The following is a 14000-nucleotide window of genomic DNA, read 5'->3' as shown; positions in this document are numbered from 1 at the left end:
GTTGTGAAAGCACTGCAGGCAGCGCAGCACTGTCGCCCGCAGGCTTGGCAGCCGATTGCTGCAACCGCACAATTGTTTGTCAGCTTTGCAGCAACAACGATTGGAGACAACGCATGAGCACCCGTGAGATTTTTGTCGTCAGCGCCGCCCGTACCGCCATTGGCACTTTCGGAGGCAGCCTCAAAGACGTTCCCAACACCCAACTGGCCACCACCGCCGTCAAGGCCGCCATTGAGCGCGCTGGCATTGCCCCCGATGCCGTCGGCCATGTGGTCATGGGCAATGTGATTCCCACCGACACCAAAGACGCCTACCTCTCGCGCGTGGCCGCGATCGATGCAGGCTGCCCCATCGAAACCCCGGCCTTCAACGTCAACCGCCTGTGCGGCTCGGGCCTGCAAGCGATTGTCTCGGCCGCCCAGGCCATCGCCCTGGGGGACTGCGATGTTGCGATTGGCGGCGGTTCTGAATCGATGAGCCGTGGCCCCTACTTTGACCAAGCTGCACGCTGGGGCGCACGCATGGGCGACGCCAAGAGCATTGACTACATGCTGGGCATCTTGCACGACCCTTGGCAAAAAATGCACATGGGCATCACTGCGGAAAACGTGGCAGAGCGCTACCGCATCAGCCGCCAGATGCAAGACGAGCTGGCCGTGCTCAGCCAACAGCGCGCTGCGGCTGCGATCGCGGCAGGCTACTTCAAAGACCAAATCGTGCCTGTCGAAATTGCCACGCGCAAAGGCACCACCGTGTTTGACACGGATGAGCACGTGCGCGCAGCCACCACACTGGAAACCTTGGCCAGCATGAAGCCCGCCTTCAAAAAAGAAGGCGGCAGCGTCACCGCGGGCAATGCCTCGGGCATCAACGATGGCGCCGCCGCTGTGACCTTGGTCGCAGGCGATCGCGTGCAAGCCTTGGGCGTGAAGCCGCTGGCACGGTTGGTGGGCTACGCCCACGCCGGTGTAGACCCCGCCTACATGGGGATTGGCCCCGTGCCAGCCACCCAGAAGGTCCTGGCGCGTACGGGATTGAAGATTCAGGACATGGACGTCATTGAGGCCAACGAAGCCTTTGCGGCCCAAGCCTGCGCCGTCATCCAGGAGCTGGGCTTGGACCCTGCCAAGGTCAACCCCAACGGCTCTGGCATCTCGCTGGGCCACCCCGTGGGTGCCACGGGTGCCATCATCACCACCAAAGCCATTTACGAGTTGCACCGCACCGGTGGGCGCTATGCGCTGGTGACCATGTGCATTGGCGGAGGCCAAGGTATTGCGGCCATTTTTGAACGCGTCTAAGCACCGGCGCGATGGCGTTGGTATGTGAGCGCCATGTGCCGTAGGCCCGCCTGCAACCCTCGGGCTGCAGGCTTTTTTCATGGTGGGCGCTTGCGGCCAAACTGATTGCATCCCCGTTTGAGGTTGTTACATCCTCCATTTCTGGTGCGCTAATCAGAACGCCGACAATGATTTGCATGCCAAGTTGCACTTGGCAGCGCACGTCTTTTTCCTTAGCTGTGCAGCCTTTGCACCCACCTGCACCACGAATTGCCTTCACAAGGCGAGTTCTCTCTTATGGATCACTTGCTCAAACACCTGTCCGAATCCCTCCACCAGGCCCGCAGCCAAGAAGAACTGGTGCGGCCGCTGCTGGAAATGCTGGGCCAGGTCACGCAATTGGAGTCCACCTACCTCACCACCATCGACTTTGCCCAGGACCTGCAGCACGTGCTGTATGCACGCAATACGCAGCAGATGCAGATTCCCGAAGGGCTGAGCGTGCCGTGGAATGACACGCTGTGCCAGCGTGCCCTGGCGGAAGGTCGTACCTGCACCAGCAATGTGCAGGAATGCTGGGGCGACTCCCAGGCAGCCCGGGCGCTGGGTATTCGCACCTATGTCAGTGCCGCTGTGCGCATGTCCGATGGCAGCATTTACGGCACGCTGTGTGCGGCCAGCGCACGTGCAGCCACACTGCCCGACAGCACCGAAATCGTGCTGCAGCTGTTTGCCAAGCTGATTGCCCAGCATGTCGAGCGCGAAAAGCTGATGCAGGCACTGCAGCAGCGCAATGAGCAGCTCACGCGGCTGGCGCTGACCGATGCCCTCACCCAGCTGCCCAACCGCGCAGCGGTGCGCGACGCACTACACCGCTTGCTGGCGCGGGCCCAGCGCAGCGGCGACAGTGTGCTGGTGGCCTTCATTGATCTAGACGGTTTCAAGTGTGTGAATGACAAACACGGCCATGCTGCAGGAGACCGTTTGCTGTGTGCGGTCGCGCAAGGCCTGCAAGCGGTGCTGCGCGCCGGTGATGTGGTGGGCCGCATCGGGGGCGATGAATTTGTCATGGTGACGCCCTGCGCGGCGCCTGCACCCGGCCTATCAACCATGCACGAGGACCTGAAAGCGCGGCTGCGCGCGGCATCCGAATGCACGGTGCATCTGCAAAATGGCAGCTGCCTGCACTATCCCGGTGCCAGCATCGGTATTGCGCAAGTGCCTGGTCGGATGACGGTGGACGAAGCGCTGCAGCAGGCAGACCAGGCCATGTATGCCGACAAAAAACAGCGGCGCGCACTGGGCATTGCCCCACAGCGTGGCCTGCACATGTAAAGCAGGCTGTGGCATGTTGGGCATGGCCTAGCAGCGCCCTAAGGCTTCAAACGCAGCCAGCCCACCTGCACAAACTGGGCTGCTCTCTGTGGCTGCCGCTTAGAACGGTGCCTCGTCGGGGTTGCTGTCTTGCGGGGCACTCGCTGGCCCCGTAACCACCCCTTTTCCAGCCACACGCACGGCCAAGGTCTCTGCGCCCGGCTGCGCTGCAGGCTGGCCCAGCTCTGTGCGCCCTTCCCCGCCCAGCGCTTCAATCAGGTCGGGGATGAGTTTGGACAACTCCCCCGTAGCAATCGCCACATCGGTGTCAAAGCCGCCTTCATCACCGGCCTGGTCCAGCACCGTGTCCGTGAAGGCAATCTTTTTGATCTGCAGGCTGTCGGCCAGCACGAAACTCACGCGGTCATCCCAGGTCATGGCCAGCTTGGTGGGCAGCTTGCCGTGCTCCACGTGCTGTTTGACCTCGTCAATGTCCAGCGGGTGGCGCGCATAACGCACCACGGCCTTGGATTCGTCGGCGGCCTTGAGTTCGCACTCACGGTCAATGCTGAAGCCTGCGGGTGCTTCTTGCGTCAGCAACCAATGTGCCATGGCAGCCTGGGCGCTGGTTTGGGTGTCCAGCAGCGCCACACCAAAGCCCTTGAGGCCCTCCACCAGCAGCGTCACCACCTCGTCGGCCTTGCCTTGCGCGCCCGTGTCCAGCACCAGAAGCTTGGCTTGCGGGTCGATCCACACCCACATGCTCGATTGCTTGGTAAAGGCCATGGGCAGCAAGTCCAGCTTGGCCTCGTCCTTGAGGTCACGCTTTTCTTTTTTACCCGGCTTGCGGCCAAACTCCTTTTCAATCGCATCGGCTTTTTCCTGCACTTTGCGATTGAGCACGCTGGCGGGCAGCATTTTGGACTCCGACATAAAACGCAAGATCCACTGGCCACCCACGCTTTCGGCCAGCAGGCCATGCGCCTCACCACGTGGGGGCACCCAGCCCGCCGACTTCTCTTGCGTCGCACCACAGGGCATGAAAGGCGTTTTTTGCAGCGCCTCTTCCACTTGCTCCAGCGAGCCCGCCCATTGCGCCGCCATGCGGTACACGATCATGTTCTTAAACACGCAGCCACCTTCTTCCTGATCTATCGAATGCGATGCTGGCAGCGCAAAGGCACCACCAGAATTTTTAAAATTATGAGCTGCTAGCGCTTGCTATATAAGCGCTGGAGGCCAAAAACATGCACCAAACTCTGGCCCCGGCAACACACAGCTTTGTAGTACTTTACACAGCAGCAGCAAAGCGAAACCGGCGCCTTACATACACCCAGCACACTGGCTGGCATGGACACAGCACAGCACTGCGCTGTACTCCACCCTACCACTGCTTGAAAGGAGCTTGTTATGGCCATCTTCCAACGTACTTTGACTGCCGCTGTCGCTGCCGCCGCTTTGACTGGCGTTTTCACTGCCTCCGCTTGGGCCCAGGCAGAACCCCAACTGCCCGCTACCCCCGTGACCGCAACTGCGGGGCACCCTGGCCATGCAGGCCACCCTGCCCACCGGGGTCAACCGGCTGACTTTGCCCAATTCCATGCAGAACGCAACGAGCGCCTGAAAACCATTTTGCAGCTGCAGCCCCAACAAGAAGCGGCGTGGGAGCAGTATGTCAAAGCCACCACACCTGCACCACGGGCTGAGCGCCAAGCACCTCGCGCAGACTTGCGCACGCTGACCACCCCCGAACGTTTGGATCTGGCGCAAAAAATGCGCGCAGAGCGCACGGCAAAAGCCGAGCAGCGTGACAAAGCCACACGCACTTTCTACCGCAGCCTCAATCCCAGCCAGCAAAAGGCGTTTGATGCATTGAACGTACATGCGGTGGGCAAGCACCATGCCGGCCACGGCCAGCGCATGGGGCACCCAGGCCATCGCCATGGGCCACACCACCCCGCAGCACCAGCGGCTCCACAGGCACCCGCAGCCTGATCAGCCGCCATCCCCCAGCACCAGCAGGCTTCGGCCTGCTTTTTTTATGCCTGCAGCGCTGTCGATTTTTGGCGCCTTGGGCGCCCAGCACTGAAAAAGGCTTTTCGTTGTGCACAGCTGCGCAGGGCTTTTACCGCGCTGTGTATCCACGGCTTGCTTCAGCGCTTGGGGCTTGCCGGGCAGCGCATGCAAAGGCCTGACCCAACGAGGCACCTTAGCGGCAGTCCTCAGCTTCAAGTGGGCACAAACTCACTTCGGTTACATCAAAAAATAACAATAAAAACAATTACTTAATCAACAAAAACCGACAACCGTGTAACTCAGGGTTTACCCTGTAACCAAATTACATGGAGCATTTTTCCAGCTTTCTCGTAACGCAGTTACCAAAGCGACATACCGGCGGCGGAAGGCTAAAAACGCCTGTGCATAACCTTGGGTAGAAAAAAAGGGTAAGTTGTAGTTTATCCACAGGCACTGGCGGTTTCTTGAACTTGTACCCAAAAGCGTGACTAACCATCCCTGTCTTCAGACACATACTTTAAGAATTTATAAGCCATTGATTTGAAAATAACTTTTCAACTTATCCACAACAGCCTGCCAACCTTACTATTACTACTAATTAAAAATAGAAAACATAAAGAATAACAACCGCGCGAAAAAATTCGCGCAAAAGGTGCTTCCACTTTTCGTTTTTGCCTGTTTTTCCAGCTGTCTCTAGGCCTGCTCCTGGGTTTTTCTGTTCACAAATCGGATGGCGGTATGGAAAAAATACAGTTTTTTAGTTATTCACAGCAAATTTAATAGCTTGAATGCTTTGTTTTCAAACAGTTTTTTATAGATAACTAAGTTACATCACAGACAGGATGCACTTGTGGATAGGTTGCTGAAGAAAATTGAGTTATCCACAAAAATTCAAATTTTTTGGAAGTTATCCCTGTTCACGCGACAGCAGCAACAGGGTTTCGCCCACATGATTCAGAGCCTACCAAGTGCTTGATAACAGCCCTGAAAGTGAACTTATCCACAGAGATAGTGGCGACTTACTATTACCTACTATCTTTATAAAAAATAAAAAAGAACAACACCCCGCAAAACCAGACAGCCAAGCCCTGAATCCGAAGCACGGCGTTAAATGGCTGTCAGACATTGAAAAGTTCTTCTCAGCAGCCCATGCGCAGCGACGCATCCTGCTGGTAAATCCGTGTAGGGTCAGAGAAGCATGAGGGTAATCAGCCGGTGATGACCATCAGAGTTGTTCTTGCTCCCAAGCTTGTCCACAGGAAGTTATGCACAGCTGTGGAGGAGCAGAAAACGGTGTGCTGGCTTAGAATGCTCAGTCATTCAAAAAAATTCAATGCTCAAGCAAGTGCCTGTGAATGCATAGAAAAACCATGCATTCAAACCTGCGAAAAACATTTTTCAGTCTTTTGAGGCGCTAGCTATTGCAGGGCCTACGCTGAAAGCTATGAATTTTTTGACTGCTTGGCAGCCGCAGTGCCAGGCAGTGTGCGAGCCGGTGTACTGGGGGCACTGGCCAGCATGGCAGCGCTGCGGGCTTGTGCTGCCTGAATCAACGGTGAAATCAGCCGTGCTTCCGGCAGGTTGGGCCAGTACTTGCGCGGCATTTCCTTGCGCATCGCGTTCACCTTCAGCCGTGCCGGATTGAAGATGTGGGCGTAATAGGTGAGCCACAGTGCCTCGCCCGCGTCTGGCGCAGGCGCATCACAGGCGTGTGCACCCGGTCCCCAGCTCAGCACGCCAGGGCGATTTTTCAAGGGCTGTAAAGCATTTTTCAGCACCACGCCGTGCTCCGCCAAGGCCGCGGCATTCGGTGCCTGGGGCCACCAGCGCAGGCAGCACTGCGGCGTCAGAATAGCCCAGCGCATATTGGCAAAGCGCTGCACGAAGAAGGGGGCTGCCGCGTGCACGATGTGGTGGCTGGGCTCAAACCAGGCCACATGCAAGGGACCGCAGCCGTCCAGCGGGTCATCGGGCTGCGCTAGAGGGCGAAAGCGTACAAAGGCGTGCATTTTGTGCACTTCGTGGCGTACGGCTTTGACCCAGTGCTGCATCTGTACCCGGTCGGGATCCAGCGGGTCGTGGCGCAGGCCGGGCTCCCACTGCATGCGCCACAGCAGACGGTACAGCACTGCAAAGCGCTCAGGCGCTGCGTTGAGCAAGGCTTGCTCCGCCAGGTGCAGCCAGGCACGTGGCACGGTCAGCGCAGGCGCTGCAGGCCCGCTGTGGTGATCGGGCACTGCCGTGGGTTGGGCGGCAGGGGCAAACAAGTCGGGGCTGTGCTGCTGCCTGTCTTGCGTCAGCCACTGCAAGTTCTGCGGCGCAATCTGCTGGGCCCACAGCCAGCGGGCGACGTGGCGCCAGTGGGCAAAGTCACTGCCGTCGCCGGGCAAGATCAGGGTGTGGCGGGCCATGGCTGCGGTGCCCCTAAAACAAGCTGGCCTGCTGGGGCTGCGGGGCCATGGGTTGCACCAGCTTGGCCGCCAGCATGGGGTCGTCCAGGCTGCGCCCCGGGCTCCACCCCACGCATTCGACAAAGGGCAAGATTTTGCGCAGCGGCAGCTTGAGCTGGTTCAGGTCACTGCGGTGCAGCATGCGCCAGTGGCGGGCAGCCAGCAGTTTCTGGACGGACTGCACGCCCAGCCCCGGCACGCGCAGCAGCAGCTCGCGTGCAGCGGTGTTGAGGTTGACGGGGAAGCATTCCCGGTGCGCCAAGGCCCAAGCCAGCTTGGGGTCGTGTTCCAGTGACAGCATGCGCTGGCCTTGCGGGCCCACGGGCACAATTTCTTGCGCTGCAAAACCGTAAAAGCGCATCAGCCAGTCGGCCTGGTACAGGCGGTGTTCCCGCACCAGCGGCGGGGCGATGAGCGGCAGGTCGCGGCTGCTGTCGGGAATGGGACTGAAGGCCGAGTAGTAGACGCGGCGCAGTCCATAGCCCGTATAGAGCTTGGCACTGGTGAGGATGATGTCGCCATCGTCTGCCCCATCGGCGCCCACAATCATTTGCGTGCTTTGGCCACCGGGCGCAAACGCGGGGGGCTTGGCAGCCCGTGTGCTGCGCGACTGCGGCATGGAGATGACCGAGGTTTTGGCCGCCGCCCGGCGCTCGGCTTGCGAGGTGCTGATGTGCTGGTGCAACTGCCCCATGGCGTGGTGGATGGTGGCGCTGTCTTTCTCGGGCGCCAGCTGGTGCAGGCCTTGCACGGTGGGCAGTTCGATATTGATGCTCAGGCGGTCGGCGTACAGCCCCGCCTGGGCCAGCAGCGCAGGGTCGGCATCGGGAATGGTTTTGAGATGGATATAGCCTTTGAAGCCATGCTCCAGCCGCAGGCTGCGGGCCACGCCCACGAGTTGCTCCATGGTGTAGTTGGGGCTGCGGATGATGCCGCTGGACAGAAACAGCCCCTCGATGCAGTTGCGCCGGTAAAAGTCGAGCGTGAGGGTGACCACCTCGGCCACCGTGAAACGGGCGCGGGGGATGTTGGAGGTGACGCGGTTGACGCAGTATTTGCAGTCGTAGACGCAAAAATTGGTCAGCAGGATTTTGAGCAGCGAGACACAGCGGCCATCGGGTGTCCAGCTGTGGCAAATGCCATTGCCGGTGGTCGAACCGATGCCGCCCGCTGCGGCATGGCGCTTGGCGCTGCCGCTAGAGGCACAGGAGGCGTCGTATTTGGCGGCATCCGCCAAGATGGCAAGTTTGGTTTGCAGTTCCACTGTTTATTTATACAGTATTTGGGCAATCCGCAATGTCATCGATGGCAAATGGGCACTGTGCGTTCCTGCGCAGCCAGCGGCCGTGCGCCGTGCACAACGCTAGGTCTATAGAGCCAAAATGGCCGCTAGCGCCGATGCATCAAGCGCTGGTAGCTCCTGTTTTTAAGCAGCACGCTTTTCCAGCGTAAAAGGTGGCAGGCCTTTCAGCAACTGCGCTCCGTAACTGGTGGCCACCAGGCGCCGGTCGTAACAGTAGACGTGGGCTTGGTCTTCTTCGGTGCGGATGGCGCGGCCCACCCATTGCGCCAGGCGGATGGCGGTGGCAGGCACCACCAAGTCGTTGAACGGGTTGCGCCCGCTGCTGCGCAGCCACTCGGCACGCGACTCGCCCACGGGGTCATCCGGCGGGGCAAAAGGCAGCTTGGTGATGAACAGCGACTCGCACAGTGCACCGGGCAGATCCAGCCCTTCGCCAAACGACTGCATGCCAAAGATGATGCTGGGCAAGCCCTGCTCCACGCGGTTGCGGTGCTCGGCCAGCAGCATGGCGCGCGGCATGGCGGTTTGCACCAGCACCTGGGCGCGCATGGCAGTGGGCAGCGCGTCGACCGCTTGGCGCATTTGCTCGCGCGAGGTAAACAGCACCAGCGCCCCGGCCTCGACCCGGCTGATGTCCAGCATCAACTGGTGCACCATCTCTTGCGTGAAGGCGGCGGCCTCGCGCGGGTCGGCACGGGTTTGGTGGGCAATCAGCGTGCCCTGGGCAGCGTAGTCAAAGGGGCTGGCCACTTCCAGCGTTTGCACGGCGGCATCGTTGGCCAGACCGGCTTCACGCAGAAAAAAGTCAAAGCTGCCACAGCTGGTGAGGGTGGCGCTGGTCAGCACCGCGCCGCGCACCTGGCTCCACAGATGGTGGCGCAGCGTGGCACCGGGCAAGATGGGGCTGGCGTGGCCTTTGACGACGATGTAGTCACCATCCACCTCCAGCGTGAACCACTTGGCGTTGGGCACGCTTTCCGAGCCGTCTTCGCGGGTTTCGGGCTGCTGGCTCAGCAACTGGGCCGTGTCGTGCACGGCCTCCAGGCGCGGGGCCAGCGTGCCCACTTGGGCGTACAACTGCGACAGTCGCTGCGCTTCGTCGGGTTTGTCTTTGATCTCGGCCTTGAGGGCCTTGGCAATGGCCCGCAGCACGTCCAGAAAGCCGCTGGCGTGGTGCATGACCTGCGCCAAGGGGTCGAGCAAGGCATGGGGCACATCGCCGCGTGGCACGCGTGCACGGGCCGGGCCAAAGCGCTCATCTTTGCCTTTGAGCTGGTCGCCGTAATGCTCCATCACCAAGCGGGCCAGCTCGGTCAGGTGCTCGCGCAGGCCGCTGCTGTAGCCCGCAATGTCGGCAATCTCGTCCACTTCCATCAACTGGCCCACACGCAAGGCGCGGCTGGCCAGTTTGTCGATCCACTGCAGGCGGCTCATGTCCATCTCACACGCAAATTGCGAGAGGGCCGTTTGCGGCAAATGGTGGGCTTCGTCCAGCACCAGCAGGCTGTCATTCAGGTCCGGCAGCAGCCGCGCCCCCAAGCTGGAAAGCAGTAAATCATGGTTGGCGACAATGACTTGCGCGGCCACCATCTCTTTGCGGCGCTCGTAATACGTGCAGCTGTCAAACGTGGGGCAGTGGCGGCCGGTGCAAGAGCTGCCTTCGGCGGCCACCGGGCTCCAGGCTTCGGCCTCGGGCGGGTTGGGCAGGCTGTCGCGGTCGCCATTCCACTCGCCGCTGGCCAGCGCATCCCCCATGGATGCGTAGAACTGCATGCGCGCTTCGGTCTCTGCTTGCGGGCGTTTTTTGCGCTGCTCGGCCGCTTCTTCGGCAAACAGATCGTCCACTTCTTCGCTGTTTTCGCCGGAACTGGCCAAGCGCTCTAGCTTGAGCTTGCAGACAAAACGTCCCCGCCCTTTGGCCAACGCAAATTTGAAGGGCGTGGGCAGTTGCTGCGCCAGCGCAGGCAAATCTTTGTTCACCAATTGCTCTTGCAGCGCCACCGTGGCCGTGGAGATCACCACACGTGTGCCGCGCGCCAGTGCCATGGCAATGGCTGGCGCTGCGTACGCCAATGACTTACCCACGCCCGTTCCGGCCTGCACCACGGCGATGGCTTTTTGGGGATCGGGAGCGCCCTCTTCCACCTTGCCGAGTTGGGCGAGCGACAGCGTGTGCGCGATTTGCGCAGCCATTTTTCGCTGCCCCTCGCGGAGGCGAAAGCCCGGGATGGAGGCAACGACGGCGTCAAAGGATTCCAGGGCCTCCGTGGCCCATTTTTTTTGGCTCATTGTGGGATGGTTTGGCTTGCGCAGCGGTAAAAGATGTGTGAAAAATTCTTTTCAATACATATCCACCGCAAAGACTGCATGCTTTTATTTATGTTGCGGTGCAAGTCTTGAGAGAAAGTGCTGAAAAAACAGACAAAGTGCATGGTGTCAAGCGGCGTGGATACGCCAAGGCGTTGAGCCCACTACTTTGTGGAAAATTGATTATAGGCTGTGGATGATTTCGAGGAAGTGGTGCGGCGAGATGACGGCATTCAGGCCAAGAACATGTACACAACGCTGTGGAAAAGATAGATTTGACGTTGGCGAAGGTATTGAAAAAATCTTTTCTTTCAATGCACTCTTGTTCACAAGTCACTGGTTGTCGTTGGGTTGTGTATAACTTGATTTTTGGGTGTATCGCCGCTGAAAAGATGTGCACAAAAAATCTTCAGAAAGTTATCAATAGCTTGTGAGTAAATGCGGTAGTCCAGCAGTTGGGCGCATCGTTAAAAAATAGCGTGATGTGTCAACACCTGTTTGCTACTGCCTAAGGCATTGCATAGTTTTTGAAATTTTTCATTCTGCTACGGAATGTTTACCTCACCAATACAAACAAAAAATACCAAATACTGTGTGAATTTTTATATTTATTGAAGTTGAAAACTATAATTTGTTTGAAAAATAACAGATACATCAACCGCTGATCGTGTGTTTGATGAAAAAATAGGCAAAGTGCATCGCCAAGCGCAGCAAGGGTGTCTGGCGCTGTCTGGATGAAGAAGCCGCAAGGCTTGGTCTGCCCATGGGGTGGTTTGCGTGACGCAGCGGGTGAAGCCATGTCAGCGGGGATGGCGGTGTCAGCGCTACACTGGCCGACTGCTTTTTTGATGCCTTTTCACTTTCTTGTTATGCACGCAGCTTTTGGCTGGCTGGATGCGGTCATCCTTGGTTTGGTTCAAGGGTTGACGGAATTCCTGCCCATTTCTTCCAGCGCACACTTGCGCATCCTCGGTCCTCTTTTGCCGGGTGGTGCAGATCCGGGGGCAGCCTTCACGGCCATTACCCAGTTGGGTACGGAACTGGCTGTACTGATTTACTTTCGCCAAGACGTGATGCGCATGCTGCTGGCCTGGTGTGCCAGCCTGCCGGTGATTGGCAGCCGCCAGCGCGGAGCGCCACTTTCCCAAGATGCCAAATTGGCCTGGCTGGTGGTGCTGGGCACGATCCCCATCTGTGTGCTGGGCTTGCTTTTGCGCGACTGGATTGAAACCACCTTTCGCACCCTGGCTGTCACGGCCACCATGCTGATCGTGTTTGGTCTGTTGCTGGGCTGGGCGGAAAGGCGCGGCATGCAAAACCGCCAAATCGGTGATCTGAGCTGGAGGGATGGCATCTTGCTGGGCTTGGCCCAGGCCATGGCACTGATTCCTGGGGTATCGCGCTCCGGTGGCACGATCACTGCAGCCCTGTTGCTGGGCATGACCCGCGATGCGGCCGCACGGTTTTCGTTCCTGCTGGCCATACCCGCGGTTCTGATGTCGGGCTTTTATATGTTGCTGTTCAAGCGCGAGCCCATGACCAGTGAGCAATGGGGCATGACCTTGACGGCGACGGTGGTGGCCTTTGTGGTCGGCTACGCCGTCATTGTGTGGTTCATGCGGCTGATCTCCAGCAAGGGCTTTGGTTTCTTTGTGATCTACCGCGTGGTTTTAGGGCTTGCGATCTTGCTAGGCCTGTACTTTGGATTTATCCATTAATCTTCGACCTGTTATTGTTTGCTAGAGCGAGTTTGAAAGGACGCTCAACACCATCATGGAAATTCCTATACTTATCGCCCTCATTGTTCTCAATGGCTTGTTTGCCATGTCTGAAATTGCGCTGGTTACAGCGCGCAAGGCACGGCTTCAAAAATTGATCGATGAGGGCGATACCGCCGCAGCTGCTGCGCTCAAGCTCGGCGAAGACCCTACGCGCTTTCTCTCCACCATCCAAATTGGTATCACCTCGATTGGTGTGCTCAACGGTATCTTTGGTGAGGCTGCGCTGGCGCAACCTATGTCTGTGTGGTTGATTGAAATGGGGATGGCAGCCAACTACGCCAGCACTGTTTCGACCGCTGTCGTGGTGGTGGTGATCACCTATGTCTCTATCGTGGTGGGCGAGTTGGTGCCCAAGCGCCTGGGACAGACCAACCCCGAATCGATTGCCCGTCTGGTGGCCCGCCCCATTAACCTGCTGGCCAAGCTGACCAAACCGTTTGTGCTGTTGCTGACATCGTCCACCCGAGGTTTGCTGAGGATTTTGGGCGTGAAAGAGAGCAACGAATCGTCGGTGACAGAAGACGAAATTCATGCGGTGCTGGCAGAGGGCACCACTTCGGGTGCCATCGAGCAAAACGAGCACACCATGATTCGCAATCTGTTCCGTCTGGACGATCGCCAGATCTCCTCGCTCATGGTGCCGCGCTCGGATGTGGTGTGCTTGGACGTGAGCCTGCCGTTTGAAGCCAACATGGCCATCCTTGAATCGCAGGATCACGCCCGTTATCCCGTGATTGATGGCAATTTTGAGAATCTGCTGGGTGTCATCAACTCCCGCCAGTGGCTGGCCAATGCCCTCAAGGGCAAGCGTGACCTGCGGGAATCTTCAGAGCTGATTCAAAAACCCATCTACATTCCTGAAACCATCACGGGCATGGAGCTGCTGGAGAACTTCAAGATCTCAGGCTCGGCCATGACTTTTGTGATCGACGAGTACGGTGAAGTGCAAGGCATTGTCACCGTGCGCGATGTGACCGAGGCCATTACCGGCGAGTTTGTCACCGAAGACCCCAGCGATGCATGGGCGGTGCAGCGTGATGATGGCAGCTGGTTGCTGGACGGTCATATTCCGATCATGGAACTCAAAGATCGCTTGGGCCTGAAGACGGTGCCCGAGGAGGAAAAAGGCCGCTACCAAACCCTCAGTGGCATGCTGATGCTGTTGACGGGCAAGCTGCCTTCGGAGACCGATAAAGTGATCTGGGAAAGCTGGGAGTTCGAGGTGGTGGACATGGATGGCAAGATCATCGATAAGATCCAGGCCACCAAAATTGAAGAGCCTCCTATCGATATGGCGCAAGAGCCATAAGCAGTGTGTGCGACACAAAAAAAGCAGCCCTTGGGCTGCTTTTTTTATGGTCAATATGCATGCGCTGTAAAGGTGGGGTGCCAATGCTGTGGCCTCCCATCGGCCCCCACGGTGGCACTGGGCTACTTCCCCATTCGCTGCCGTGTTTGCGCACCGCCAGCCATCGGTGTTGTGCAGTGTCTCAACAGGCGGTGAATCGCACCGGGTTTGGTGGAGGCTAGTTTGTTGAAGTGCAGGCGT

At 58.5% G+C, this 14000-nt stretch carries 9 protein-coding genes; 5 read left to right on the top strand and 4 right to left on the bottom strand.

The genetic code is table 11. The features are described from left to right. Window positions 1-113 precede the first annotated feature (113 nt). The gene (locus tag QEP12_RS04315; protein ID WP_219163377.1) at window positions 114-1301 is read left to right on the top strand and encodes an acetyl-CoA C-acyltransferase family protein; all 1188 of its coding nucleotides are present in this window, start codon (window positions 114-116) and stop codon (window positions 1299-1301) included. Between the two features lie 276 nt (window positions 1302-1577). Further along, window positions 1578-2615: a sensor domain-containing diguanylate cyclase gene (locus tag QEP12_RS04310; RefSeq protein ID WP_284213467.1), complete on the top strand. Its 1038-nt coding sequence runs from the start codon at window positions 1578-1580 to the stop codon at window positions 2613-2615. Window positions 2616-2714: 99 nt separating this feature from the next. Here QEP12_RS04310 and QEP12_RS04305 read toward each other — a convergent pair whose 3' ends face one another. After that, window positions 2715-3725, bottom strand: coding sequence for a recombination-associated protein RdgC (locus tag QEP12_RS04305; RefSeq protein ID WP_284213466.1), 1011 nt, complete (start codon window positions 3723-3725; stop codon window positions 2715-2717). Between the two features lie 279 nt (window positions 3726-4004). Here QEP12_RS04305 and QEP12_RS04300 point away from each other — a divergent pair, with 279 nt between their 5' ends. Next, window positions 4005-4589: a Spy/CpxP family protein refolding chaperone gene (locus QEP12_RS04300; protein ID WP_284213465.1), complete on the top strand. Its 585-nt coding sequence runs from the start codon at window positions 4005-4007 to the stop codon at window positions 4587-4589. 1463 nt (window positions 4590-6052) lie between these two features. Here QEP12_RS04300 and QEP12_RS04295 read toward each other — a convergent pair. The 3 genes from QEP12_RS04295 to dinG all read right to left on the bottom strand — a co-directional run bounded on the left by QEP12_RS04295 (window position 6053) and on the right by dinG (window position 10652). Further along, window positions 6053-7021, bottom strand: coding sequence for a TIGR03915 family putative DNA repair protein (locus tag QEP12_RS04295; protein ID WP_284213464.1), 969 nt, complete (start codon window positions 7019-7021; stop codon window positions 6053-6055). A 13-nt stretch (window positions 7022-7034) separates the two neighbouring features. Then, on the bottom strand, window positions 7035-8324 hold the full coding sequence (locus QEP12_RS04290; RefSeq protein ID WP_284213463.1) for a putative DNA modification/repair radical SAM protein: 1290 nt from the start codon (window positions 8322-8324) through the stop codon (window positions 7035-7037). 162 nt (window positions 8325-8486) lie between these two features. Continuing rightward, window positions 8487-10652, bottom strand: a complete 2166-nt coding sequence (dinG, locus tag QEP12_RS04285; protein WP_284213462.1) for an ATP-dependent DNA helicase DinG — start codon at window positions 10650-10652, stop codon at window positions 8487-8489. A gap of 887 nt (window positions 10653-11539) precedes the next feature. Here dinG and QEP12_RS04280 point away from each other — a divergent pair. Together QEP12_RS04280 and QEP12_RS04275 are read left to right on the top strand one after the other, a co-directional pair. After that, entirely contained in the window at window positions 11540-12388 is an 849-nt protein-coding gene (locus tag QEP12_RS04280) for an undecaprenyl-diphosphate phosphatase (RefSeq protein ID WP_174863187.1), read from the top strand. Between the two features lie 55 nt (window positions 12389-12443). Beyond that, complete coding sequence (locus tag QEP12_RS04275) at window positions 12444-13760, top strand: hemolysin family protein (RefSeq protein ID WP_219163368.1); 1317 nt, start codon at window positions 12444-12446, stop codon at window positions 13758-13760. Window positions 13761-14000: the final 240 nt, after the last annotated feature.

The organism is Comamonas jiangduensis (assembly GCF_030162955.1).
In the GTDB taxonomy this organism is placed as follows: Bacteria; Pseudomonadota; Gammaproteobacteria; order Burkholderiales; family Burkholderiaceae_C; genus Comamonas; species Comamonas jiangduensis.
This window is presented reverse-complemented; position numbering and strand designations above follow the sequence as displayed.